At 72.7% G+C, this 23,649-nt stretch carries 20 protein-coding genes and 5 tRNA genes; 10 read left to right on the top strand and 15 right to left on the bottom strand.

Annotation, left to right across the window (positions count from 1 at the left end):
• The first annotated feature begins 74 nt into the window (after nucleotides 1–74).
• The 5 genes from IE244_RS16935 to IE244_RS16915 all read left to right on the top strand — a co-directional run bounded on the left by IE244_RS16935 (nucleotide 75) and on the right by IE244_RS16915 (nucleotide 553).
• A tRNA-Gly gene (locus tag IE244_RS16935) sits at nucleotides 75–147 on the top strand.
• Nucleotides 148–185: 38 nt separating this feature from the next.
• Nucleotides 186–259: transfer RNA gene (locus IE244_RS16930), tRNA-Cys, on the top strand.
• Nucleotide 260: 1 nt separating this feature from the next.
• Nucleotides 261–332, top strand: a tRNA-Val gene (locus IE244_RS16925).
• Between the two features lie 48 nt (nucleotides 333–380).
• Nucleotides 381–452 (top strand) — tRNA-Val (locus IE244_RS16920).
• 29 nt (nucleotides 453–481) lie between these two features.
• Nucleotides 482–553: transfer RNA gene (locus tag IE244_RS16915), tRNA-Val, on the top strand.
• Nucleotides 554–605: 52 nt separating this feature from the next.
• On the opposite strand, the gene IE244_RS16910 is transcribed toward IE244_RS16915, so the two are convergent.
• The 3 genes from IE244_RS16910 to IE244_RS16900 all read right to left on the bottom strand — a co-directional run bounded on the left by IE244_RS16910 (nucleotide 606) and on the right by IE244_RS16900 (nucleotide 2,663).
• Entirely contained in the window at nucleotides 606–911 is a 306-nt protein-coding gene (locus IE244_RS16910; RefSeq protein ID WP_031161872.1) for a TFIIB-type zinc ribbon-containing protein, read from the bottom strand.
• 80 nt (nucleotides 912–991) lie between these two features.
• Complete coding sequence (locus tag IE244_RS16905) at nucleotides 992–1,939, bottom strand: phosphotransferase (RefSeq protein WP_191874347.1); 948 nt, start codon at nucleotides 1,937–1,939, stop codon at nucleotides 992–994.
• Nucleotides 1,940–2,486: 547 nt separating this feature from the next.
• The gene (locus IE244_RS16900; protein WP_030343942.1) at nucleotides 2,487–2,663 is read right to left on the bottom strand and encodes a hypothetical protein; all 177 of its coding nucleotides are present in this window, start codon (nucleotides 2,661–2,663) and stop codon (nucleotides 2,487–2,489) included.
• Between the two features lie 604 nt (nucleotides 2,664–3,267).
• Here IE244_RS16900 and IE244_RS16895 point away from each other — a divergent pair.
• Nucleotides 3,268–4,695 (top strand): serine/threonine-protein kinase, encoded by a 1,428-nt coding sequence (locus tag IE244_RS16895; RefSeq protein WP_191874346.1) that lies wholly within the window; start codon nucleotides 3,268–3,270, stop codon nucleotides 4,693–4,695.
• 69 nt (nucleotides 4,696–4,764) lie between these two features.
• Here the strand turns inward: IE244_RS16895 and IE244_RS16890 are convergent, their stop codons facing one another.
• The 9 genes from IE244_RS16890 to IE244_RS16850 all read right to left on the bottom strand — a co-directional run bounded on the left by IE244_RS16890 (nucleotide 4,765) and on the right by IE244_RS16850 (nucleotide 17,675).
• Nucleotides 4,765–5,583 (bottom strand): TrmH family RNA methyltransferase, encoded by an 819-nt coding sequence (locus tag IE244_RS16890; protein ID WP_191874345.1) that lies wholly within the window; start codon nucleotides 5,581–5,583, stop codon nucleotides 4,765–4,767.
• A 73-nt stretch (nucleotides 5,584–5,656) separates the two neighbouring features.
• Nucleotides 5,657–6,889: a uroporphyrinogen-III C-methyltransferase gene (gene cobA / locus IE244_RS16885; protein WP_191874344.1), complete on the bottom strand. Its 1,233-nt coding sequence runs from the start codon at nucleotides 6,887–6,889 to the stop codon at nucleotides 5,657–5,659.
• Between the two features lie 218 nt (nucleotides 6,890–7,107).
• The gene (gene cobT, locus IE244_RS16880) at nucleotides 7,108–11,532 is read right to left on the bottom strand and encodes a nicotinate-nucleotide--dimethylbenzimidazole phosphoribosyltransferase (RefSeq protein WP_191874343.1); all 4,425 of its coding nucleotides are present in this window, start codon (nucleotides 11,530–11,532) and stop codon (nucleotides 7,108–7,110) included.
• Between the two features lie 344 nt (nucleotides 11,533–11,876).
• Nucleotides 11,877–13,100 carry a precorrin-6y C5,15-methyltransferase (decarboxylating) subunit CbiE gene (gene cbiE / locus IE244_RS16875; RefSeq protein WP_191874342.1) on the bottom strand — a complete coding sequence of 408 codons (1,224 nt, stop codon included), beginning with the start codon at nucleotides 13,098–13,100 and terminating at the stop codon, nucleotides 11,877–11,879.
• Nucleotides 13,101–13,187: 87 nt separating this feature from the next.
• Nucleotides 13,188–13,826 carry a GNAT family N-acetyltransferase gene (locus tag IE244_RS16870; RefSeq protein WP_191874341.1) on the bottom strand — a complete coding sequence of 213 codons (639 nt, stop codon included), beginning with the start codon at nucleotides 13,824–13,826 and terminating at the stop codon, nucleotides 13,188–13,190.
• A 162-nt stretch (nucleotides 13,827–13,988) separates the two neighbouring features.
• On the bottom strand, nucleotides 13,989–14,819 hold the full coding sequence (locus IE244_RS16865; RefSeq protein WP_191874340.1) for a MetQ/NlpA family ABC transporter substrate-binding protein: 831 nt from the start codon (nucleotides 14,817–14,819) through the stop codon (nucleotides 13,989–13,991).
• Between the two features lie 84 nt (nucleotides 14,820–14,903).
• Nucleotides 14,904–15,641 carry a methionine ABC transporter permease gene (locus IE244_RS16860; protein ID WP_191874339.1) on the bottom strand — a complete coding sequence of 246 codons (738 nt, stop codon included), beginning with the start codon at nucleotides 15,639–15,641 and terminating at the stop codon, nucleotides 14,904–14,906.
• Complete coding sequence (locus tag IE244_RS16855; protein ID WP_191874338.1) at nucleotides 15,638–16,681, bottom strand: methionine ABC transporter ATP-binding protein; 1,044 nt, start codon at nucleotides 16,679–16,681, stop codon at nucleotides 15,638–15,640. Before IE244_RS16855 ends, IE244_RS16860 begins: the two co-directional genes overlap by 4 nt.
• 343 nt (nucleotides 16,682–17,024) lie before the next feature.
• A complete protein-coding gene (locus IE244_RS16850) occupies nucleotides 17,025–17,675 on the bottom strand; it encodes an HAD family hydrolase (RefSeq protein ID WP_191874337.1) in 651 nt (216 codons plus the stop codon).
• Nucleotides 17,676–17,756: 81 nt separating this feature from the next.
• Between IE244_RS16850 and IE244_RS16845 the strand changes: the two genes are divergently transcribed.
• Nucleotides 17,757–18,116, top strand: coding sequence for a hypothetical protein (locus tag IE244_RS16845; protein ID WP_191874336.1), 360 nt, complete (start codon nucleotides 17,757–17,759; stop codon nucleotides 18,114–18,116).
• Nucleotides 18,097–18,537, top strand: coding sequence for a hypothetical protein (locus tag IE244_RS16840; RefSeq protein WP_191874335.1), 441 nt, complete (start codon nucleotides 18,097–18,099; stop codon nucleotides 18,535–18,537). Before IE244_RS16845 ends, IE244_RS16840 begins: the two co-directional genes overlap by 20 nt.
• Here the strand turns inward: IE244_RS16840 and IE244_RS16835 are convergent.
• The 3 genes from IE244_RS16835 to IE244_RS16825 form a co-directional block, all read right to left on the bottom strand.
• Entirely contained in the window at nucleotides 18,527–19,024 is a 498-nt protein-coding gene (locus IE244_RS16835) for a GNAT family N-acetyltransferase (RefSeq protein ID WP_191874411.1), read from the bottom strand. The two genes, IE244_RS16840 and IE244_RS16835, sit on opposite strands and share 11 nt — an antisense overlap.
• 45 nt (nucleotides 19,025–19,069) lie before the next feature.
• Nucleotides 19,070–19,576, bottom strand: coding sequence for an RNA polymerase sigma factor (locus IE244_RS16830; RefSeq protein ID WP_191874334.1), 507 nt, complete (start codon nucleotides 19,574–19,576; stop codon nucleotides 19,070–19,072).
• Nucleotides 19,577–19,668: 92 nt separating this feature from the next.
• On the bottom strand, nucleotides 19,669–20,844 hold the full coding sequence (locus tag IE244_RS16825; RefSeq protein ID WP_191874333.1) for a glycerophosphodiester phosphodiesterase: 1,176 nt from the start codon (nucleotides 20,842–20,844) through the stop codon (nucleotides 19,669–19,671).
• Between the two features lie 365 nt (nucleotides 20,845–21,209).
• Between IE244_RS16825 and IE244_RS16820 the strand changes: the two genes are divergently transcribed.
• Together IE244_RS16820 and IE244_RS16815 are read left to right on the top strand one after the other, a co-directional pair.
• A complete protein-coding gene (locus IE244_RS16820) occupies nucleotides 21,210–21,881 on the top strand; it encodes a lysophospholipid acyltransferase family protein (protein ID WP_191874332.1) in 672 nt (223 codons plus the stop codon).
• A gap of 122 nt (nucleotides 21,882–22,003) precedes the next feature.
• Nucleotides 22,004–23,635 (top strand): multicopper oxidase family protein, encoded by a 1,632-nt coding sequence (locus tag IE244_RS16815; RefSeq protein WP_191874331.1) that lies wholly within the window; start codon nucleotides 22,004–22,006, stop codon nucleotides 23,633–23,635.
• Nucleotides 23,636–23,649: the final 14 nt, after the last annotated feature.

Here is a 23,649-nt window from a genome sequence, read left to right as displayed (position 1 = left end):
CGTTTTTGTACTGGCCCGGGAATCCGCTAGAGTTCAACACGTCGCCGGGACGCGGAAGCGGACCGAAACGACAAGCGGACGTAGCTCAGTTGGTAGAGCGCAACCTTGCCAAGGTTGAGGTCGCGAGTTCGAGCCTCGTCGTCCGCTCGAAGGAAGAAGGGGTCATCCCGATCCCCTACACTCCTGGTGGAGTGGCCGAGAGGCGAGGCAACGGCCTGCAAAGCCGTCTACACGGGTTCAAATCCCGTCTCCACCTCCAAGGACGATTAGCTCAGCGGGAGAGCGCTTCCCTGACACGGAAGAGGTCACTGGTTCAATCCCAGTATCGTCCACTGGATCTTCTCGTAAGATCCACGGGTCTTCTCGAAGATCCTCATCCCGCGCGATTAGCTCAGCGGGAGAGCGCTTCCCTGACACGGAAGAGGTCACTGGTTCAATCCCAGTATCGCGCACTGTCTGTGGCCCCTGGGTCACAGCCCGCGGACGATTAGCTCAGCGGGAGAGCGCTTCCCTGACACGGAAGAGGTCACTGGTTCAATCCCAGTATCGTCCACACAGCAAAGAGCCCCCGGCCGCCTCGTGCGACCGGGGGCTTCTTCGTGGGCTCAGCTGGAGAAGAGCATGTGGGCCCAGCTCTTGTGACCGTGGTGGCCATGGTGACCGTGATGCCCGTGGCCGCCGTGGTGACCGCCGTGCGGGGCACCCCAGGCGGGCGCGGGCGGGGCGGGGTAGGCCTGCGGGGCGACCGGCGGGGCCGGCGGGACGGGCTTGGACCACTGGGCCTCCAGCTGGGTCAGCGCCTCCAGCTCGCCGTAGTCCAGGAAGACGCCCCGGCAGCCGCTGCACTGCTCGATCTGGACGCCGCTGCGGTTGTACGTGTTCATCGGGGCGTGGCACTTCGGACAGTGCATGCTCGGCTCAACTCCTCGCCGGTCGGTTCTGCTTCGTGTTTCCCCAGGACAGACTCCGTCCGGCCCAGGTCGGTTGCAGCCTAATCCCTGTCCGCGGACGCCAACTGGGGTGAAATCGGGGCCATTCGGGCACATGCCTCGACGATTGCCCGTTCCACGTCGTCCAGTGGGCGGCCGGCCGCGCGCGCCTTGACCAGGGCGAGGGCGGCCGTCTGCACGGTCAGCGCGCGGGCCGGTACGTCCAGGGCGGGCCAGGGGTCGCCGGACGCGGGTACGGCGGGACCGCCGGAGCGCTGGTACGCACCGAGGAAGCGGGTCCACGCGTCGGGCGGGAGCAGCCCGCAGGCATACCAGGCGGCCGGGCGGGCGAGGTCCCAGGCGGGGGTGCCGGTTCCCAGGTCGTCGACGTCGATCAGCCGCCAGGGGCCGCCCGGGGCCGGGTACCGGACCAGCTGGCCGAGGTGCAGGTCGCCGTGGCAGAGGGCGGGGGTGCCGGGCATGGGGGCCTCGGCGCGGGCCCACGCGGGAAGGGCGGCCCAGGCGGCGAGGACGGGATCGGCCGCGGGGTGGGGCTCGGGGCGCAGGGCCGCCCGGAGCCGGGCGACCGCGCGGGCCGCCTTGGCGGGGCCGCGCATCGGGGGCAGGCCGTCGGGCGGGGTGGTCAGGTGCAGGCGGGCGAGGAGGGTGGCGGTGGCCTCCCAGGGGGCCGCGTCCGGGTCGTCGGGGTCCACGGGGGCGCCGTACGGCCAGAAGGTCACCAGCCGGTCCTGCAGGGGGGCGGGGGCCGGGGTGAGCGGGGGCAGGAGGACGTCCGGGAGGCGGGCGGCCACGGCCAGGCGGAGGGTCAGCTCGGCGGCGTCGGTACCGGGGGCGTGGGCCTTGGCGACGGTGTCGGCGTGCCGGACGACGGTGGCGTCCGGGCGGTCGGCGAGGGGGGTGGCGGGTTCGTCGCAGCCACAGGGGGCCGCGCCGGGGGCCGGGTGGGCGGCGGCTCTGGCCTGTGCGGTGAGAGCGGGGAGGAGGGTCAAGGAGGGCCTCGGTGGTCGGGGTGTGGGGGTGAGCGTACGTCGGGGCGGGGGGCGGGGGCTGCCCCTTGCCGGGTGCGCGGCGCTGGTGCTGGTGGTGCTCGTGCCCGGCAGGGTTGCCCTGGCGCCCGGCGCTCATCCCGACGGGCCGGGTTCGCTTGCCCGCGCCGACGGGGTGGCGCTACGCCCACCCGCGCCGCCCCAGCGGCACGACTGCCCGCAGCCGCGGAGGGGAGAGGGCCCCTGCCGGATGCAGGCCACGGCACGGTGGGAGTGCTTTACGCACCTCGGCCGTCGCCGGCGGCGGGGCTGTGGCCCCGCAGGGGACGCGGGGCGGTGCGCGACCGGCCCATGGCGGAGCCGCGGACGGGCGGCGACGGCACACTGACCGGTGATCGCTGCGGAGCACACGGCATGCCGTGAACGGCGCAATGCCGGCGCAGCTCCCCAGCTGCGCCGGCATTTGTGCCGTCCGCCGCACCCCCGTCCCCACGGGGTTTCATGGATGGATGTCCCCGCCCGGACCGCTCTTCCGGGCCTGGGGCGCCGCTCAGCGCCCCAGCATCGCACCCACGGACGACGCCTGTGTGGCCACCGTCTCCCAGCCGTCGAAGACGAGCAGGAGCAGGGCCGCCAGGGGAAGGGCCATGAGTGTCGCCACCAGCGGGTGGCGACGGCCCGTGCGGCGCGGTGCGAACGCCGGGCGTCGCGGTGCCGTGTGGGCCATGGTCCCTCTCCTGACCGTGTCGGTTGTGGTCGGCAGCGGCGGGCGTCTGACCTCGGGGGACGAGTGCTGCACCCGCCGCTTGACCTCAAATCTAGGCGCGGAGCGGGCGCCGGGCGTCATGCCCTCGTACCGATTGCCGGGCCTCCCGGAGGATGAGCCATGACCTGGGAAGTACTCCCCTGGGTGGAGACGGGGGTCCGCGTCTCGGGGTCTTCCCGGAGGGGTCGTCCGCTGTGTCCGGTCATTTCCGAAGCGTCCATCAGGGCCGGAACGAGTGACTTCGATCACTTCGGCCGGGGAGCGGGGATGCGGTGTGTCCGGGGGGCGCCGCGTCCCGCGGCCGGGCCTCGCGCCGGTCCGGAGTGTCCGTCGGGTGGGGGCGCGGACCGGCACCACCTGCCGCCGGGTGCCCCCAACACCCCTGTACCGGTGATCGGTTGAGGGCGCGGACAGGCCAAAGCCCCCGCGTGTGACGACTTCCTGACCGCGTATCACCTGGTGCCGGCGGCCCGCACAATCCGTCGGTCCCGGAGGGCGCGGCCTCTGCGCGCAGGCGGCCGGGGAAACGTAAGCTGTGCCACGTCACAGGGACCGGGCAGCGGGGATGAACATGGCGATGATGCGCCTGAGGCGCGAGGACCCGCGCGTCGTCGGCTCGTTCAGGCTTCACCGACGGCTCGGCGCGGGCGGGATGGGCGTGGTCTATCTCGGCTCCGACAAGAAGGGGCAGCGGGTCGCCCTGAAGGTGATCCGGCCCGATCTCGCGGAGGACCAGGAGTTCCGGTCGCGGTTCGCCCGCGAGGTCTCGGCGGCCCGGCGGATCAGGGGTGGCTGCACGGCCCGGCTGGTCGCCGCGGACCTGGAGGCGGAGCGGCCCTGGTTCGCCACGCAGTACGTCCCAGGCCCCTCCCTGCACGACAAGGTCGCCGACGAGGGCCCCCTCGTCGCGGCCGACGCGGCGTCGATCGGCGCGGCGCTGTCGGAGGGGCTGGTCGCCGTGCACGAGGCCGGTGTCGTCCACCGGGACCTCAAGCCCTCCAACATCCTGCTGTCCCCCAAGGGGCCGCGGATCATCGACTTCGGCATCGCCTGGGCCACCGGCGCCTCCACGCTCACCCACGTCGGCACGGCGGTCGGCTCCCCCGGCTTCCTCGCGCCCGAACAGGTGCGCGGCGCGGCCGTCACCCCCGCGACGGACGTCTTCTCGCTGGGCGCGACCCTCGCCTACGCCTCCACCGGCGACTCGCCCTTCGGACAGGGCAGTTCCGAGGTGATGCTGTACCGGGTGGTGCACGAGGAGCCGCAGCTGCACGGCGTACCGGACGCGCTCGCCCCGCTGGTCAGGGCCTGTCTGGCGAAGGACCCCGACGAACGGCCCAGCACGCTGCAGCTGTCGCTGCGGCTCAAGGAGATCGCCGCGCGTGAGGCACAGGGTATGGCCGAGGCGCGGCCGCCCGCGCCGCGCGCCGCGGAGGCGGACCGGCCCACCGGGCGGCTCGCCGACACCTACGCCGAGCACCAGCGCACCCAGCGGCGCACGCCCCCGGGCACGCCCGTGCCGCGCGGCGGCGCCCCCTCCCGGAGCGGTGTGCCGACGCGCGGCGGAGCGGCCCCCCGGAGCGGCAGCGGCGCGCGCGGCACCGGCACCGGCACCGGCACGGGTGTCCCGGTGCGGCCGGGCTCCGCGCGCCCGACCCCGCCGCCACGGGGCGGCGGCCGGCGCTCGGGCAGCGGGAACCGTCCGGCCGCGCGCAACGGGTCCGGGCGGCCGGCGCGGCGTACGCCGGGCGGCGGACGGCGACCGGCCAATCCCCGGCTGCTGCGCCAGCGGCTCTTCGTGTTCGTGGTGGTGACCCTGCTCGTGGCGCTCGGCATCGCGGTGGCGCAGGGCTGCCAGGGTCCGGCACGCGGGCTCGGTGACATCGGCGACCAGCGGCCGCACAACGCGCAGCCGAAGTACCGGCCGTCGGACGCCGGCCGGCCGGTGTCCGACCAGCAGGAGTCGACGCTGAGCCGCGACTTCGGCCACTGACGAGGCCGTCGGCAGGGCTCACGCCTCGGAAGGCAGCCGGTGGCAGCGGAGGGCGGGGCCGGCCGGAGGTCAGGGGCGGGGGCGTCCGGTGGCCACCGCGTAGAAGGCGACCGCCGCGGCCGCGCCCACGTTGAGCGAGTCCACGCCGTGGGCCATCGGGATGCGGACCCATTCGTCGGCGGCGACCAGGGCCTGGGTGGACAGTCCGTCCCCCTCGGCGCCGAGCATCAGCGCCACCCGGTCCATCCGGTGCGGGGCGGCCTCGTCGAGGGAGCGGGCCTTGTCGTCCGGGGTGAGCGCGAGCAGCGTGAAGCCGGCTTCACGGACCGAGTCCAGGCCCTTGGGCCAGCTCTCCAGACGGGCGTACGGCACCGAGAACACCGCGCCCATGGAGACCTTGACGCTACGGCGGTACAGCGGGTCGGCGCAGTCGGGCGAGAGCAGGACCGCGTCCATGCCGAGCGCGGCTGCCGAGCGGAAGATCGCGCCGATGTTGGTGTGGTCGTTGACCGACTCCATGACCACGACCCGGCGGGCCGAGCGGAGCAGCTCGGCGGCCGTCGGCAGCGGCTTGCGCTGCATGGAGGCGAGTGCGCCGCGGTGTACGTGGTAGCCGGTGACCTGCTCGGCGAGGTCGGGACTCACCGCGTAGACCGGGGCCGGGAGTTCGTCGATGACATCGCGCATGACGTCGATCCACTTGGCCGAGAGCAGCATGGAGCGCATCTCGTAGCCCGCTTCCTTGGCCCTGCGGATGACCTTCTCGCCCTCGGCGATGAACAGGCCCTCGGCGGGTTCGCGCTTGCGGCGCAGCTCCACGTCGGTCAGGCCCGTGTAGTCACGCAGGCGGGGGTCGTCGGGATCCTCGATGGTGATGAGATCGGCCACAGGGTGATACTGCCTTGTCCTGGGTGTGGTGCCAACGGCTGGGTACGGGTGCGTTACCCCGGGTTACGCGTGATCAAGCGGCAGGCTCGGGGCCGACCTTCACGACCTCGCCGATGACGATGACCGCCGGCGGCTTGACTTCCGCGGCCCGCACGGTCTCCGCGACGGTGGCGAGGGTTGCGTCCACCCGGCGCTGCGCGGCGGTCGTCCCCTCCTGGACCAGTGCGACGGGGGTCCCGGGCGACTTGCCGTGCGCGACGAGCGTCTCGGCGATCTTCCCGATCTTGTCCACGCCCATCAGGATCACGAGGGTGCCGGTGAGCTTGGCCAGCGACGGCCAGTCGACCAGGGAGCGCTCGTCGTCGGGGGCGACATGGCCGCTGACGACGGTGAACTCGTGGGCGACCCCGCGGTGGGTGACCGGGATACCGGCCGCGCCCGGGACCGAGATCGAGCTGGAGATGCCGGGCACCACCGTGCAGGGGATGCCCGCCTCGGCGAGCGCCTGCAGCTCCTCCATGCCGCGGCCGAAGACGTACGGGTCGCCACCCTTGAGCCGGACCACCGACTTGCCCTGCTTGGCGTGCTCGATGAGCGCGTTGTTGATGGCTTCCTGGGCCATGTACCGGCCGTAGGGGATCTTCGCCGCGTCGATCACCTCGACGTGCGGCGGAAGTTCGGCGAGCAGGTCGCGCGGGCCGAGCCGGTCGGCGATGACGACGTCCGCCTCGGCGAGCAGCCGACGGCCGCGGACGGTGATCAGGTCCGGGTCGCCGGGGCCGCCGCCGACCAGGGCGACGCCGGGGGTGCGGGTGCGGTGGTGGGGTGCCACCAGCGTGCCGTCGCGCAGGCCCTCGACGACCGCGTCGCGGATGGCGGCGGTGTGGCGGGGGTCGCGGCCGCGCGCGTCCGTGGTGAGCACGGCGACGGTGACGCCCTCGCTGTGGCCGGTGGCGGGGGTCCAGGCGGTCGCCTGGTCGGCGTCGTCGGAGCGGACGCACCAGACGCGGTGGCGCTCGGCTTCGGCGGAGGCCTGCGCGTTGGCTTCGGGGTCACTGGTGGCGATCAGGGCGTACCAGGCCTCGGCGAGGTCGCCTTCGGCGTACGGCCGCCTCTCCCAGGCGATCTCGCCCGCGTCCGCCATGGCCTCGACGGAGGGGGTGACCTCGGGGGACACGAGGACGATGTCCGCGCCTGCCGCGATGAGTGCGGGGAGGCGGCGCTGGGCGACCTGGCCACCGCCGAGGACGACCACACGGCGGCCGGGGAGGCGGAGGCCTACGGGGTAGGCGGGGGGTTCGGCCATGAGGGACGGCTCCTCTGGGGGCGGCGGTGCGATAGCCCTGACGTGCGGATTTTATGCGGAGTTGGGTTATGGCGGATCAGGTGTCCGGTGGCTGGGCATCGTCGCCGGGTACGACCCCGTGGGTGGTTGTGCCCACCCGTTCCGCCCCGGCAGAACGCGTGCCCACAACCACCCGGGCGTCGCAGGGGTGCCCGGTACTTCCGTACCGGAGCGGCCGCCTACTTCTCCGTGACTCCGGCCGAGTCGAACGTCGCCACCTCGTGCATCGCCCTCGCCGTGCTCTGGACCAGCGGCAGCGCCAGCAGCGCGCCCGTCCCCTCGCCGAGGCGGAGGTCGAGGTCGACCAGGGGGCGCAGGCCCAGCTTGTTGAGGGCGGCCACGTGGCCGGGTTCGGCGCTGCGGTGGCCGGCGATGCAGGCCGCGAGGACCTCGGGGGCGATGGCGCGGGCCACGAGGGCCGCGGCGCCGGCGCTGACGCCGTCCAGGATCACCGGCGTACGCAGCGACGCGCCGCCGAGGAGCAGGCCGACCATGGCCGCGTGCTCGAAGCCGCCGATCGCGGCGAGGACGCCGATGGGGTCGGCCGGGTCGGGCTGGTGGAGGTCCAGGGCGCGGCGGACGACCTCGGTCTTGCGGGCCAGCGTCTCGTCGTTGATGCCGGTGCCACGGCCGGTGACCTCCGCCGGGTCGGCGCCGGTGAAGACGGAGATCAGCGCGGCGGACGCGGTGGTGTTGGCGATGCCCATCTCTCCGGTGAGCAGCGCCTTGTTACCGGCGGCCACCAGGTCGCGGGCGGTCTCGATGCCGACCTCGATGGCCGCCTTGGCCTCCTCGCGGGTCATCGCGGGGCCGGTGGTCATGTCGGACGTACCACCGCGGATCTTGCGGGGCAGCAGGCCCGGGGTGGCCGGGAGGTCGGCGGCGACACCGACGTCCACGACGCACACCTCGGCGCCGACCTGGCCGGCGAAGGCGTTGCAGACCGCTCCCCCGCCCAGGAAGTTGGCCACCATCTGGGCGGTGACCTCCTGCGGCCAGGGGGTGACGCCCTGGGCGTGCACGCCGTGGTCGCCGGCGAAGATCGCGACGGCCGCGGGCTCCGGGATCGGCGGCGGGCACTGCCGGGACAGCCCGGACAGCTGCGCAGAGATGATCTCCAGCATGCCCAGCGCGCCGGCCGGTTTGGTCATGCGCTTCTGGCGCTCCCAGGCCTCACCGAGGGCCTTGGCGTCGAGCGGGCGGATCTGTGCGACGGTCTCGGCAAGCAGGTCGTGGGGTTCCTCTCCGGGCAGGGCGCGGCGGCCGTACGTCTCCTCGTGCACCACCCAGGACAGGGGGCGTCGCTTGGACCAGCCGGCCTGCATCAGCTCCGGCTCGTCCGGGAACTCGTCGACGTACCCGACACACAGGTAGGCGACGACCTCCAGATGCTCGGGCAGGCCGAGCGCGCGGACCATCTCCCGCTCGTCGAAGAAGCTGACCCAGCCGACGCCGAGGCCTTCGGCACGGGCGGCGAGCCAGAGGTTCTCCACCGCGAGCGCCGAGGAGTAGGGCGCCATCTGCGGCTGGGTGTGACGGCCGAGGGTGTGCCGGCCGCCGCGGGTGGGGTCCGCGGTGACGACGATGTTGACCGGGGTCTCGAGGATGGCCTCGATCTTCAGTTCCTTGAACTGCTTGGCCCGGCCCTTGGGCAGCGACTTGGCGTAGGCCTCGCGCTGCCGCATCGCCAGTTCGTGCATCGTCCGCCGGGTGTCGGCGGAGCGGATGACGACGAAGTCCCAGGGCTGCGAGTGGCCCACGGAGGGCGCCGTGTGGGCGGCCTCCAGGACACGCAGCAGCACCTCGTGCGGGATGGGGTCGCTGCGGAAGCCGTTGCGGATGTCGCGGCGCTCGCGCATGACCTTCAGTACGGCCTCGCGCTCGGCGTCGGCGTAGCCGGGCGCGGCGGGGCCGGTGGGACGTGCTTCGGCCACGCTCTCCTCTTCCTGGTCGTCGGGCGTGGTCCGCAGGTCGTCCGCGTGCTGGACGACATCGGGCGCCTGCTCGGCGTCCGGCACCGCCGGTGCGGGCTCGCCTTCGCGTGGCGCCGGAACCGTGACCACCGGCTCCGGCGCGCCCTCCGCGGGCACGACGAGGGGCTGCGGCGGGGTCGGCGCGAGGTGCGGGGTGGTGGGCACCTGGCCCTCGACCGGCACGAACTGCCCGAGCGGCTGCTCCGGGTGCGTCGCGGGCGGGGCGTCGGCCGGGAGCGGCCCGGCCTGCTCGGCCTGGTCGGAGGAGGCCGGTTGCCCGGGGGTCTCCGGGTGCGCGGCGGGGCCGGCCGGCGTGGCGGCGGGCTGCGTCTGCGGGCCGGCGGGGGCGCCGGGGCCGGTTGCGGGGGCCGCGGCCGCGATCTGGTGAACGGCTTCCGGTGCGGCCGGCTCGGGCTGGGCCGGCGGTGCCACGGCGTCCTCGGCCCGCGGGGTGCCCGGCAGGGCCTCGGCGGGGGGCGTCACGGGTTCGGCCAGCTGGGGTCCCTGGGCCGGGTAGGGCAGCGGTTCCGGTGCGGCAGCGCCGTCAACGGCGGCCGGGACCGGTACGGCGCCCTGGGCCGGGGAGACGACGGGGGCCTCGGTCACCGTCGCCTCCGGCGCGGGAGCCGGGGTGCCGGGCTCGGGCACGGCCGCATGGTCGGGGGCCGGTACGGCTCCGCCGGCGGGCGCGGGCTGAGCGGCGGCGGGCGGTGCCTCCACCACGCCGGGCTGCTGCGGCGCCGCGGCGACGGGGGTGTTCGGGTCGGCCTGTGCGGGGGCGACGACCTCGCCCGGGGCCGCAACGGCCTCCGGGGCGGGCTGCGCCGCGTCCGGCGCCTCCGGGGCGGGTACGGCGTTCACGCCCTCGACGGCACCGTCGGCGACCGTGCCGGCCGGCCCGGCGACCGGCACATCCTGCACCTGCGGCACGCTCTCGCCCGCGCCAGGCTGAGCGGGCTCGGACCGAGCGGGCTCGGCGGGCTGGTGGACCCCGGCCGCCTGGAGGCCCTCGGACGGCTGAGGAACCCCGCCCGGCTGCGCACTGTCAGCCGGCTGGGGAACCCCGTCCGGCTGCGCCGCTTCGGACGGCTGGGCGAACCCGGGCTGCTCAGCGACCCCGGACGGCGGTCCGGCCTCGCTCCGCTGAGCCCCTTCGGACGGCTGAGCGGCCCCAGCCTGCTGTACGACCTCGCCCGGCTGTACGACCTCGCCCGGCTGTACGGCTTCGCCCGGCTGGGCGACCTCGGACGGCGGGGCGACCTCGCCCTGCTGTACGGCCTCACCTGGCTGGGCAACCCCGGACGGCTGAGCAACCTCAGAGGGCTGAGCAACCCCGGACGGCGGGGCGACCTCGCCCGGCTGAGCAATCCCAGGCTGAGCGACGTCGCCCGGCTGAGCGACCCCGGACGGCTGTACGGCCTCACCCGGCCGAGTGGCCTCTGACGGCTGGGCGACCCCCGACGGCTGAGCGACCTCAGGCTGCTGGGCGACCCCGGACTGCGGTACGGCCGCGGGCATCTCCGTGGCGGTGCCCGCCGGGACGTCCCCCGGCGTCTGCCCCGGTACCGCCTGGGCCTCGGTCTCCTGGCCGGACACGGCGACCTGCTCGCCCGGATGCGTCGGCGTCTGCCGTGCGGGGACGGCGTGAGCAGCCGCCGCGTCCGCCTCCTCGGCGGGGGCCGGACCGGATGCCGGCGCCCCGGCCGCGGGCCCACCGGCACCGGCGACACCGCCGGGGGCCTCCACACCGCTGTCCACGGCGGCCGTGGCGACGGCGGACTGCGCTTCGGGTGCGCCCTGGCCGTCCTCAGGGGAGACCTGGTGGACGCCCGCCGGCTCCTGCTGCTGTTCCTGAACGGCCTCGGGCGAGGTGTACACGCCGTCGTGGCCGTGCGCGGGCTGCACGCCGTCGTGGCCGTGCACCACCTGCGCGGTGCCCGGTGCCGGTGCGACCGCCTGGTTCGCGAGGCGGGCGACGGCGGCCTGGGCGGCGCCGGACGGATCGGCCTGGGCGGCGTCGGTGGCGACGGCGGCCGGATCAACCGTTTCGGCTGCCGCTGCCGGCATGCCGGCCTGGGCCGCCGCGGGCGCCGCACCCCAGGGGTCCGCGCTCTGCGGGGCCATGTCGTGCAGCGGCTGGGCGTCGAGGTACTCGGGGCCGGCCGCGGGCGGACCCGGCTGCCGTACCGGCGCTCCGGCCGGACCGCGGTCGGCGAGGGAGCGCACGGGGCTGGCGGAGGCGTCGGGGATCGGCGGGCCGAGGTGCAGCGGACGGCGCGACGGCTGCGGCGCGGCCGACGGGTCCTGCGGGGCCGAGAGGATGGGCGACGTCGGCACGGAGACCGGGGCCGGGTTCGGCAGGCGGACGCCGCTGAGGTCGACCGAGCCGCTGTCCCGGCCGGCCGTCTCGTGCGGGCCCGGCTCGTGGACGGCCTCCAGGACCGGTTCCGGAGCGGGTGGCGGTACCTCGTTGCCCCACGCGCCCTGGGCGCCCGGCAGCAGGAGGTCCTCGTCCTCGGCGGGTGCCTCGGAGAGGTAGGTGTACGCACCGTGCGCGGCGACGCCCGGCTGTTCCACCATGCCTGCGCTCTCCGGCTGTCCCTCGGCCGGGACCTGGCCGGTGTCGGTCATGCGTACCCCTCGCCCATCGGTTAGTGCTTCTACGACCAGCTCACCCGGAACGGCGCACCGACCGCCCGTAGTGAAGAACGAGCGTCCGTGCCCAGCGGCACGAACGACCCGCCGGAAAAGGCGACAAAGCCATTCAGTGGCATTGTCCCGGCCGTTCCGCCGTCGCGACAGCATGATCCGCGACAGTCCGCTGTGGACTGCGCCACGTTGCGCGTCCTCCGGTTCCGCAGTACCACACCCACCCCAAACCGGGCGTGCTTTCCGGACATTGGCGAACGAAGTTCCGGACCGCCCGGTGTGGCACAACGATCGGCCAGCCTACCGCGCGCGGTACGACAACCCGATCACGGGGCGCGATCGGGAAGAATGCCGCTGAGCAGGAACGCAACGCTCCGCTCGGTCTCCGTCCAGGCGCGGGTGTCGAGTTCGACGGACTGCAGCAGGGCGCATTCGACGCGGTATCCGTGCTCGGTCAGGTCGCGGCCGACGAGTTCGGCCTCGTCGCGGGTCGCCGCGTGGGTGACGATGCGCTGCGGGCGCCGGTCGGCGGCCGCGGAGACGATGGCCGCTCCCCCGCCGCCGACCCGGACGACGTCCGGCTCGGGCAGGTTCTCCAGGACGTGCGGGGCGATGCCCTGGACCACCTGGAGCTGTACGCCGAACCGGCGCGCGGCCGCCTCGGTCCGGGCGCAGGCGCGCGGGTCCCGGTCGACGGCGATGACGGCCGCCCCGGCGCGCGCGGCCTCGGTGGCGAAGGCGCCGGAGCCGCAGCCGATGTCCCACACGAGGTCGCCGACGCGGGGACCGAGGCGGGCGAGTTGGGCGGCGCGCAGCAGTTCCGTCTCGCCCTCGCCGAGGCGGCCGGCGGTTCCGTCGCCGTAGGTCTCGTCGGGCTGCACCCAGCCGCGCGGTCCGGCGCCCGGGTCGCGCCCGGCGATCCAGCCGCCGCCCTCCCCCGCGCCGGCCGGGCCGCCGATGACGATGACGACGTTGGGGTCGCGCCAGGTGTGGTCGGCGGCGTTGTCGGAGGTGACGACGCTGACCTGCTCGCGCTCGGTGCCCAGTTCCTCACAGATGACGAAGGTCCGGTGGACGCCTTCCAGCAGCAGCCCGAGTTCGGCGGGTCCGGCGCCCGGTGCGGTGAGGACGGCCACCTTGGCGTGGGCACGGCAGACGTTCACGGCCCGGCGCAGGGTGCGCGGGTGGGCGACGACGACCTGGGCGTCGTCCCAGGGCATGCCGGCGCGGGCGAAGGCGGCGGCCACGGAGGAGACGGCGGGGACGACCTCGACCTCCAGGCCGAACTCCGGTGCGCGCAGGGTGCGTACGACGCCGAAGAAGCCGGGGTCACCGTCGGCGAGCACGACCGCGGTGCCGCGGTGGGCGGCGATCCGGCGGGCGGCGAGCGCGACACTGCCCAGGCGGACGCGTTCGGCGGCGGGCGGGACCTCGGGCAGCGCCAGGTGGTGGGCGGCGCCCGCCACCAGCGTGGCGGCGCCGAGGGCGGCGCGTGCCGCGGCCGTCAGCGGCGAGCCGTCCCAGCCGATCACCGTGACCCGGTCGGCCATCGTCGTCTCTCTCCAGGTCTTCGCAGGTCGTCAGGGGGGATGGGGGCCCGTGGGGGCTCCGTGAGGGTACCTGGTGAGACGCGAGGGTCAGTTCCAGTCCGCGTACGACGTGAAACCGGCCGCGTCGTCCGACTGCTCGCCGGCCCCGGCCAGGTCCTCCGGCAGCAGGCTCCAGACGATGACATCGGTGCGGACGTCCGCCCACGTGCCGTCGCCGGACCTGCTGCGCGCTATCCAGGCGTTGCGCAGGACGCCCTCGCTGATGCAGCCGATCTTCTGGGCGACCTGCTGGGAGGCGGTGTTGTCGGCGGTGGTGCGCAGCTCCAGGCGCTCGAACTTCTGGTCGCGGAACAGCCATTGCGCGGTGGCCAGGGCGGCCTCGGAGGCATAGCCCTCACCGCGGGCCCACGGGGCGATGACGTAGGCGATCTCCGCCGAGCGCACCCGCCAGTCGGTGTTGCGCAGATGGACGGTGCCGACCAGCCGCTGGGTGAGGAACTCGTCCACGGCGAACACGATGCCGCGGCCGTCGGCGCGTTCGGCCGCGGCGAGGGTGGTGATCCAGTCCCGGGCGTCGGCCTCGGTGTAGGGCTGGGGGACGGAGGTCCAGGCGGTGACCAGTTCGTCGTTCATCATCTCGGCGAAGGCCTCGATGTCGGACTCCTCGAAGGGGCGCAGGACCAACCGCTCCGTGCTGATGGAGACGTTGGGAAAGGTGCCAGTCATGCGCCGCTCCGTAACTTCGGAAAAACCTTCAGGGCCTGCTGAACTGCCCAGCATGCAGCATGAAACCACTGAACCGCACGACGGGGCCCACCCCGGGTGAGGGAGTGGACCCCGTGCGTCACGAAACGCCGTAAACGTGCCGTCGGCCGCGGTTCAGCCGGTTCAGAAGGACGGGATGACCGAGCCCTGGTACTTGTCCTCGATGAACTTCTTCACCTCGGGCGAGACGAGCAGCTTGGCGAGCTTCTTGACGCGCGGGTCCTTCTCGTCGCCCTTCTTCACGGCGAGGAAGTTGCCGTACGGGTTGTTCTTCGCCGACTCCAGGACGAGCGCGTCCTTGGCGGGCTTGAGGCCCGCGGAGATGGCGTAGTTGCCGTTCACGACGGCGGCGTCCACGTCGTCCAGGGAGCGCGGGGTCTGGGCCGCCTCGACCTCCTTGAACTTGAGGTTCTTGGGGTTCTTGGCGATGTCCTGCGCGGTGGCCTCGTTGCCGGCGCCGGCCTTGAGGGTGATGAGCCCGTTGGCGGCGAGCAGCTTCAGGGCGCGGGCCTCGTTGACGGCGTCGTTCGGAACGGCGACGGTCGCACCGCTCTTCAGGGCGTCGGCCTTCTTGACCTTGTGGGAGTACAGGCCGAGCGGCTCCAGGTGCACCGTGACGACGGGCACGACGTGGGTGCCGTGCTTGCTGTTGAAGTCGTCCAGGTACGGCTGGTTCTGGAAGTAGTTGGCGTCCACCGAACCGTCCTCGGTCGCCGTGTTCGGCGTGATGTAGTCGGTGAACTCCTTGACCTCAAGGTCGAGGCCCGCCTTCTTCGCCAGGTGCTCCTTGACGAAGTTCAGGATCTCGGCGTGCGGGGTCGGGCTCGCGGCGACGACCAGCGGGCCGCTGTAGTCGTGGGAGCCGGAGGAGCTGCCGGAGCCGCAGGCGGTCAGCCCGAAGGTGAGGGCTCCGGCGGCGAGGACGGCGGTGGTGAGCTTGGCGGTGTTACGCACGAAAAGTGCCTTTCCTGAGGGGTGGTGCGACCCCGTGTGGTGACGGGGAGTCTGTGAGGTGCCGCTCGGACGGAGCGGTGCGGCCTACGCGGCCTTGCTGACGTCGGCCGCCGCCGGCTCCTTCGCCTTCAGCAGGCGGAGCCTGGGCGCCGGGCCGGAGCGGCCGCCGCGGCTGTGCAGGGTGCGGGCCGCGAAGTCACCGGCGAACTGGATCAGGGAGATCACGACGGCGAGGACGGCGACGGTGATCCACATCAGCTGGGTCTCGAAGCGCTGGTAGCCGTAGCGGACGGCGAGGTCGCCGAGGCCGCCGCCGCCGACCGTGCCGGCCATGGCGGAGTAGCCGATGAGGGCGATGACCGTGGTGGTGGTGCTGGCGATCAGCGAGGGCAGGGCCTCGGGGACCAGGACCTTGCGGACGATCGTCCAGGAGTTGCCGCCCATGGACTGCACGGCTTCGACGAGACCGTTGTCCACTTCGCGGACGGCCGTCTCGACCAGGCGGGCGAAGAACGGGATGCCGCCGATGGCGAGCGGCACGATCGCGGCGGTCGTACCGATCGTCGTCCCGGTGACCCAGCGCGTGAAGTTCATCAGCGCGACCATCAGGATGATGAACGGCATGGACCGGCCGATGTTCACGATCTGGCCGATCACCTTGTTGGCGAGGACGTTCTGCAGCAGGCCGCCCCTGTCCGTGAGGACGAGCAGGACGCCGAGCGGGAGGCCGACGGCGACGGCGATGAGGGTGGACCACAGCACCATCTGGAACGTCTCGGAACACGCCTGCGACAGCAGCGGCTGCATCTCGGACCAGGTCACTTGGCCCCCTCCTTCACCAGCACGGGCGCCTGGCCCTCGGGTCCGACGACGTCGATCTGCAGGCCCTGCTCGCGCAGGAAGCCGATCGGCACCACGTTGTCCTCGTAGCGGCCGGGCAGTTCGATGCGCATCCGGCCGATCTGCAGGCCGCCGACGGTGTCGATGGCGGCGCCGAGGATCGAGATGTCGACGTTGTAGGTACGCGACAGCTGGGAGATGACCGGCTGGGTGGCGGCCTCGCCGTGGAAGGTGACGTCGAGGACGGTCCGGTCGGCGCCGGTGGCCTCGCCGCCCACGGGGAACAGCGCGGCGGCCAGCTCCGAGCCCGGGGTGGCGAGCAGCTCGCTGACCGTGCCGGACTCCACGATCCGGCCCTTCTCCATGAGGGCGGCGGAGTCGCAGATCGACTTCACGACGTCCATCTCGTGGGTGATGAGCAGGACGGTCAGGCCCAGCTGCCGGTTCAGGTCGCGCAGCAGCTGGAGGATGGAGCGGGTGGTCTCCGGGTCGAGGGCGCTGGTGGCCTCGTCGGAGAGCAGCACCTTGGGGTCGCCGGCGAGCGCGCGGGCGATGCCGACGCGCTGCTTCTGGCCGCCGGAGAGCTGTGCCGGGTGGGCCTTGGCCTTGTCGGCGAGGCCCACCAGGTCGAGCAGTTCGAGCGCCTTGCGCGAGCGTTCCCTGCCGGACGTGCCGAGGATCTCCAGCGGCAGTTCGACGTTGTCCTGCACGGTCCGCGAGGCGAGCAGGTTGAAGTGCTGGAAGACCATGCCGATCCGGCTGCGCGCCCGGCGCAGCTCCTTGCCGGCGCGCGGGCCGCGTCCGGCGAGGGCGGTGAGGTCCTGCCCGGCGACGGTCACGGTGCCGGAGGTGGGGCGCTCCAGCAGGTTGACGCAGCGGATGAGGGAGGACTTGCCGGCGCCGGACTGGCCGATGACGCCGTAGACCTCGCCTTCGCGGACGTGGAGATCGACGCCCTGGAGGGCGGTGACCTCACGGCCGCGGGAGCGGTAGACCTTGGTGAGGCCCGAGGTGGTGATCACAGGATTTCCGTCACTGTCGAGTGCGCGGGCGTGGGTGTGCCCGGGCACGGGTGCATGCGGTTCAGGCATGAGGAGTGGATGTGTGTCTCGTACGGCTGTGGCGCACGGACAGGCCACGGCTCTCGCTTCGGGGCGCGAGGCTCAGCTGATGCGGGGGCCCTCTAGAAGGCGCACATTCGACACATCAGGCGACACATACAACGAGCACCGGGCGTCATGGTCGCCTCGGTCGCAAGGATGCGGCAGCTCGTCGTGGTCATGCGATCAGTAAACCAGACGTACGGTCCTGACCGGCCGCCGCTGTCCGGATGGTGGACAGTGGCGGACAGCCGGTGCCCCGGGTTCAGCGGCGGACCGAGATCTCCACGCCCCCGTCGGTGACCAGTGCCGACAGGGCCGACAGGTCCTTCACCACCAGGTCGGCGTCCAGCTCCTCGGCGCGGTGGGTTGTGGCCAATGCCACGGTGGTCATTCCGGCGGCGCGGCCGGCCTGGAGTCCGGCGGGGGCGTCCTCGAAGACGACGCAGTGGGCCGGGTCGACGCCGAGCTGCCGGGCGGCGAGCAGGTAGGGCTCGGGGTCGGGCTTGCCGCGGGTGATGTCGTCGGCGGCGATCAGCGTCTTGGGCAGGATGCCGACGGCGTCCAGGCGGGCCTCGGCGAGCCGGCGGGTGGCGGAGGTGACGACGGCCCAGCGGTCGGCGGGCAGGGAGTCGAGGAAGTCCCGGGTGCCCGGCAGCAGCCGTACACCTCCGTCGGGCACGTCGTCGACCTCCAGCTGCTCGACCCGGGCGACCGCCTCCGGGACCAGGCGGGCGGGCAGCAGGTCGGCGACTATCTCGGCGGCGGGCCGCCCGTGCAGCGCCACGCGCCCGAACTCCTCGGCGGTGATCCCGTACTCCCCGGCCCAGCGGCCCCAGCAGCGCTCGACGGAGTCGAGGGAGGACACGAGGGTGCCGTCGTTGTCGAACAGGAGGGCGTGCGCATGGATCGTCATGGTCTAGACCCTACGGTGTACGACAGGGTGTACCGCGGGGGCGGCGGCCGGGGTCCGTTTCGGCCGTAATAAGGTCACCGCATGCTCAATGCCCTGACGCTGGTGACCGGCGTCGCCGCGCTGCTTCTCGCCGCCTGGTGCGGCTGGGCCGCCTCTCGCGACCAGCCGACCAAGGACTGGCACTTCATCGGCATGGCCGTGGTGTCGCTGCTGGCCGTGGCGCAGCTGGTGATCGGGATCGTGCAGCTGGCGCGGGGCGAGAAGCCGGAGCAGGGCACGACGATCTTCGTGGCGTATCTGCTGGGCGCGTTCGCGTGCGTTCCGGCGGCGGGGTTCATGTCACTGGCCGAGCGGACCCGCTGGGGCTCGGTGACGGTGGCGGCCGGCGGTGTGGTGCTGGCCGTACTGGAGGTGCGGCTCTATGACATCTGGGGAGGCTGAGGTGACGGCGGTGGAGGAGAAGCCGGCCCGTTTGATCAGCGGGCCGGGCATCCTGCTCGTCTGGTTCTACGGCGTGATGGTCGTCGGCGCGCTGTCGCGGTCGGCGTTCCAGATCGCGACGGAGTTCGACCGGGCGCCGCTGGCCTATGCGTTGTCGGCGGTGGCCGGTCTCGTGTACGCCTTCATCACCTACTCGCTCGTCCGCGGCGGGGAGACGGCCCGCAGGGCGGCGCTGGTGTGCTGCGCCGCCGAGCTGACCGGTGTGCTCCTCGTCGGCACGTGGACCCTGGTCGACCACTCGGCGTTCCCGGACACGACCGTGTGGTCGTACTACGGGGCGGGGTACGTCTTCATTCCGGTGCTGCTGCCGCTCTCCGCGATGTACTGGCTGCGGAAGGCACGGGGCACCGTCACGCCGTAGCCGCGTAGGTGCCCGCCTGCTTCTCCAGGATGATCATCTCTACGCCGTCCGTGCCCCGGGAGCGGCCCACGGTCTCGTAGCCGGACCGGCGGTACAGGCGCAGGTTGCCCTCGCTGCGGTGGCCCGTGAAGAGGCGGAACCTGGTGGCGCCCCGCTCCTCCGCCAGCGCGGCCTCGGCCGCGCGCAGCAGACGTGCGCCTATGCCGTGGCCCTGCAGGCGGGGGTGGACGCAGAGCTTTCCGATGGCGGCGGTGCCGTCGTCGGTGATCTTGCCGCGCACCGAGCCGACCACCTCGTCACCGAGCCGGGCGACGAAGACGCAGTCGGAGGTGACCTCCTGGCGGACGGAGTCCAGGCTCTGGACCAGCGGGTCGATGCGGTAGTTGCCGTACAGCGCCGCCTCGCTCTGGAAGCACAGGTACTGGAGCCTGAAGATCTGCTCCGCGTCCTGTCCGGTCGCCACCGAGATGGTCACGCTCATGCCCATGTGCGCATGCCTCCCGCTCACCTGATCACCTGTCGTCCCCCACTCCTATCCCCGCACTTCGCGGGAAGCAACCTCCGGCGTGAGCAATCGGCGCAGACAACCGAGACATCTGGAGCGTTCCGGTCCAAGACTTCCCTGTGAGATACCCAACTCCCCCGCGATCTCCCGGTATGTCGGGTCCTCCGGGGAGAGCAGGGCCTCGATGAGCCGGGGGCAGCGGCCGGGCAGGCGGTGCACCGCCTCACGCAGCGCGCGGTACCGGGCGGCCGTGAGGGCGTACTGCTCGGGGTCGGTGCGGGTGTCGTCGGCCGGCTCGGTGCCGTACGGACGCTCCCGGCGGCTGGTGCGGCGGCTGCGGCGGGCCTCGGCACGGACGGCCTTGCGCAGCCAGCCCTGCGGATCCGGTGGCGGCCCCTCGGTCTCCAGGCGTTCCAGCAGGCGGAGCCAGACGGCCTGCTCCAGGTCGCCGGGCTCACTCCCGGCGGCATATGCCTCGGCCGAGGCCTCGGCGCTGAGGAGCGGGTGCAGGGCGGCCACCAAGTCGTACGTCATATGCGGAACGACGCGCCGCCCCGGGAGCAGGTTTCCGGGGCGGCGCGCAGACACCCCGAACGGGGTGCGGGTGGGTCCGGTCGTTGACGAGGTCAGCCCGCCAGGAAGTCGGCGCGGGCGAGCAGGCCGGTGTCGGCGTTGTCGGTGAAGACGCCGTCGATGCCGGTCGCGAAGTACGTCCTGAAGGCGCCGAAGGAGTCGCCGTAGGCGTCGGCCGCGCCGCCCTTGCGGTACTCGGCCGGGAGGAACGGGTTCTCGTTGCGCATGGTGTAGGGATGCAGGACCAGGCCCACCCGGTGCGCGTCGGAGACCAGGGTCGTCGGCTTGGCCAGCGTGCCGTCCGCGTTCTTGGGGATGACGAGGTCCAGGGTCGGACCGATGCCCTGCGCGTAGCCGGCGATCTCCCGCAGGCCCTTGGGCGTGATCAGGTCGGCCACCGTGCGCGGGTCGCCCGCTTCGACGAAGTCGTAGGGACGGCTGTCGGCGGTGGAGAGCAGCACGACGAGCGGGTTGTCCACCAGCTGGTTCAGCTTCTGGATGCTGGTGGGCTCGAAGGACTGCAGGATGACGGGCGAGTTCCGGCCGTCCTTGCCGTACTTGCGCAGCAGCTTGGTGACCCGCTCCTCCAAGCCCAGGCCGAGCTTGCGGAAGTAGGTGGGGTGCTTGGTCTCGGGGTAGATCCAGACCTGCTTGCCGCGCTTGCGGGTCTGCTCGTCCTGCCACTTGAGGACCTCTTCGAACGTGGGGATCTCCCAGCGTCCGTCGTAGAGGGTGTTGTGCGGACGGTTGGCCGGGATGCGCTCGACGGCGCGCAGGGTCTTCAGCTCGGCGAGCGTGAAGTCCTCGGTGAACCAGCCGGTGGTGGAGACGCCGTCGACGACCTTGGTGGTCTTGCGGCCGGCGAATTCCGGGTGCGCGGCGACGTCCGTGGTGCCGCCTATCTCCGGCTCGTGCCGGCAGACCAGATGACCGTCCTTGGTGGGCACCAGGTCGCCCGCCTCGACCACGTCGGCCCCCAGGTCCAGGGCCAGTTCGTACGAACCGAAGGTGTGCTCGGGGCGGTAGCCGCTCGCACCGCGGTGGCCGATGATCGTGGGCACCGGCAGGCTCTTCAGCCCCCGGCCCCCGCGCCCGGACGTCCGGGCCCCGGCCGCCTCGGCCGCGCCCGGCAGTCCGAGGACCGCCCCGCTGGCGCCGAACACCGCCGCGCCGAGGATCGCCCGCCGTCCGGTGCCCTGCGTCTTCTCGTTCGCCTGGTCGCTGCCCATCAGCGCCCTCCTGCCGTCCGCTCGTGAGTGCGGGCCGATCGTAGGGGCGTGGACATGACCGAAGGGAGTCCTTGGCCGGAACACGCGGGTGGTGGCGGATGTCCGGTGGGAGGCGGGTGACGAGGGGCCGCCGGAGTGGCGCCGGGGCCCGCGTCACCGGACGGACGGGCGTCCGGCGCGATCTCCGTCACATCGTCACCGGGGCGTTACAGCCCGTCCCCGATGCGTCACCGCAGGTAAACCCACGTCAACTCTTCGTAAGACCTCGGTGAACCGGCCGCACCCGATGTGCGCCCACCCCGGGCCCGCGAGTAATGTCCTCACCTGCACAGACTCATATCGACCCCTCGGCATCGGAGGACCCGTTGTCCCGCTTCGCGCTCATCAAGGCAGTGCTCGGACCGATCATGCGCCTGATGTTCCGCCCACAGGTGGAGGGCGTGGAGCACATTCCGGGGGACGGTCCGGTGATTCTGGCCGGCAACCACCTCACGTTCATCGACTCGATCGTGCTGCCGGTGGTCACCAAGCGGCAGGTGTTCTTCATCGGCAAGGACGAGTACGTCACCGGCAAGGGCGTCAAGGGCCGCCTGATGGCCTGGTTCTTCACCGGTGTCGGCATGATCCCGGTGGACCGGGACGGCGCGAGCGGCGGTGTGGCCGCCCTGATGACCGGGCGGCGGGTCCTGGAGGAGGGGAAGATCTTCGGGATCTACCCCGAGGGCACGCGCTCGCCCGACGGCCGGCTGTACCGGGGCCGTACCGGGATCGCGCGGCTGACGCTGATGACCGGCGCGCCGGTGGTGCCGTTCGCGATGATCGGCACGGACAAGCTGCAGCCGGGCGGCCGGGGCATCCCGCGTCCCGGCCGGGTCACCGTCCGCTTCGGCGAGGCCATGGAGTTCTCGCGGTACGAGGGCATGGACCGGGACCGCTATGTGCTGCGGGCCGTGACCGACTCCGTGATGGCGGAGGTCATGCGGCTGTCCGGGCAGGAGTACGTGGACATGTACGCCACGAAGGCGAAGGCCGCCTAGCCCCGTCGCGCCCGGTCGGCTCGGCGCGGACGTCCCTCCGCCAGATGGAATCTGACGCCGACACAGCGGGCATTCGGCCGTATGCGTTGGTTATACGAGCACACGACATGTCTGATTCAGGCATGTATAAACCTTCTCGGCGTATTCTGCTCCGCACCCCGATCGCCGCCGTCGGCGCGGGAATCCTGGCAGCCTGCACCGAAGGCGGTGACGCGCCCGGCGCCGGCCCGCAACGCGCGAGCGGCGGAGGGAAGTTCGTCCCGGCCGGACCCAGGGGGTACGTCAACCCGTCGGATCCGGAGGTGCTCGCGGCCGAGCGCCGACGCGGATCCGGCGGCCAGGTGCGCACCTTCAGGTTCACCGCCGAGGAGGCGAAGCTGGATCTGGGCGGGCGGTCCGTGCGGACCTGGGCGTACAACGAGGAGGTGCCGGGCCCGCTGGTGCGTGTCACCGCCGGTGACGTGCTCGACCTGACGCTCGCCAACCGGCTGCCCGCCACGACCACGCTGCACTCCCACGGGGTGCGGCTGCGCTGCGACATGGACGGCGTGCCGGACCTGACCCAGCAGGCCATCCGCCCCGGGGACGACTTCCGCTACCGCTTCACCGTCCGGCACCCGGGGACCTATCTGCTGCACTCGCACGTCGGACTGCAGCCCGACCGGGCGCTGTACGCGCCGCTCGTCGTCGACGACCCGAAGGAGTCCCTCTCCTACGACAAGGAGTGGATCGTCGTCCTGGACGACTGGCTCGACGGTGTCGAAGGCTCCACCCCCGAGCAGGTCCTGAGCCAGCTCAGGCCCGGCGGTTCCATGGACATGGGGAACATGGCCATGGGCCCCGGTCACGGCGGCCCGAGCCCCCGCTGGCCCGCAGTCGCGCACCCGTCGCCGTCCGGAAAGTCCACGGGCCCCTCCCGGGTGCTGCACTCGTCCCACAGCCGCATGCTCGACGGGGAGGGCGGCAGCGTCGCCTACCCCCACTACCTGGTCAACGGGCGCCTGCCCGCCCAGCCGTCGGTGTTCCGCTGCCGTCCGGGCGACCGGGTCCGGTTGCGCTTCGTCAACGCCGGTTCAGAGACCGCCTTCCGGGTCGCGCTGGCGGACCACAAGATGACCGTCACCCACACCGACGGCTACCCCGTGGAGCACAAGAAGACCGACGCCCTCCTCATCGGCATGTCGGAACGGTACGACGTGCTGGTCACCGCCCGGGACGGCGTCTTCCCCCTGGTCGCGGTCCCCGAGGGCAAGAAGGGTCAGGCCCTCGCCGTCCTGCGCACCACCAAGGGGAGCGGAAACCTTCCTTCGGTCGACGTCCGCCCGGACGAACTGGACGGGGAGACCGTCCCCGCGCGCCGCCTCGTGCCGCAGGACTCCGTGGCCCTCGACGACCGCGATCCCGACCGCGAGATGCGCATCAGGATCACGGGCAGCATGAGGAGGTACGACTGGGGGTTCGACCACCAGGCCTACTCGGAGCGGCAACGCCATCCCGTCCGCGCCGGTGAACGGGTGCGGCTCACGCTCATCAACGCCACCGACATGTGGCATCCGATGCACCTGCACGGGCACACCTTCGCGCTGGCCGGACTGGACTCCGTCGGCGCGCGCAAGGACACCGCGATCGTGCTGCCGCACCGGAAGCTGGTCATCGACTTCGACGCCGACAACCCCGGACTGTGGATGCTGCACTGTCACAACCAGTACCACTCGGAAAGCGGGATGATGACGGTGCTCGGTTACAAACGGTGATGTCCGGGGCGTTC

The organism is Streptomyces filipinensis, assembly GCF_014649495.1.
Classification (GTDB): Bacteria; Actinomycetota; Actinomycetes; order Streptomycetales; family Streptomycetaceae; genus Streptomyces; species Streptomyces filipinensis.
Note: the sequence above shows the minus strand (reverse complement) of the source record. Positions and strands in the feature narration are given on the sequence as shown.

Excerpts from the sequence above, each read along its gene's own strand:
- IE244_RS16910 (WP_031161872.1), bottom strand. The coding sequence starts at position 911 with ATGCACTGTCCGAAGTGCCACGCCCCGATGAACACGTACAACCGCAGC.
- IE244_RS16900 (WP_030343942.1), bottom strand. The coding sequence starts at position 2,663 with ATGGCCCACACGGCACCGCGACGCCCGGCGTTCGCACCGCGCCGCACG.
- IE244_RS16895 (WP_191874346.1), top strand. The coding sequence starts at position 3,268 with ATGAACATGGCGATGATGCGCCTGAGGCGCGAGGACCCGCGCGTCGTC.
- cobA (WP_191874344.1), bottom strand. The coding sequence starts at position 6,889 with ATGGCCGAACCCCCCGCCTACCCCGTAGGCCTCCGCCTCCCCGGCCGC.
- cobT (WP_191874343.1), bottom strand. The coding sequence starts at position 11,532 with ATGACCGACACCGGCCAGGTCCCGGCCGAGGGACAGCCGGAGAGCGCA.
- cbiE (WP_191874342.1), bottom strand. The coding sequence starts at position 13,100 with ATGGCCGACCGGGTCACGGTGATCGGCTGGGACGGCTCGCCGCTGACG.
- IE244_RS16870 (WP_191874341.1), bottom strand. The coding sequence starts at position 13,826 with ATGACTGGCACCTTTCCCAACGTCTCCATCAGCACGGAGCGGTTGGTC.
- IE244_RS16850 (WP_191874337.1), bottom strand. The coding sequence starts at position 17,675 with ATGACGATCCATGCGCACGCCCTCCTGTTCGACAACGACGGCACCCTC.
- IE244_RS16845 (WP_191874336.1), top strand. The coding sequence starts at position 17,757 with ATGCTCAATGCCCTGACGCTGGTGACCGGCGTCGCCGCGCTGCTTCTC.
- IE244_RS16840 (WP_191874335.1), top strand. The coding sequence starts at position 18,097 with ATGACATCTGGGGAGGCTGAGGTGACGGCGGTGGAGGAGAAGCCGGCC.
- IE244_RS16835 (WP_191874411.1), bottom strand. The coding sequence starts at position 19,024 with ATGGGCATGAGCGTGACCATCTCGGTGGCGACCGGACAGGACGCGGAG.
- IE244_RS16830 (WP_191874334.1), bottom strand. The coding sequence starts at position 19,576 with ATGACGTACGACTTGGTGGCCGCCCTGCACCCGCTCCTCAGCGCCGAG.
- IE244_RS16825 (WP_191874333.1), bottom strand. The coding sequence starts at position 20,844 with ATGGGCAGCGACCAGGCGAACGAGAAGACGCAGGGCACCGGACGGCGG.
- IE244_RS16815 (WP_191874331.1), top strand. The coding sequence starts at position 22,004 with ATGTATAAACCTTCTCGGCGTATTCTGCTCCGCACCCCGATCGCCGCC.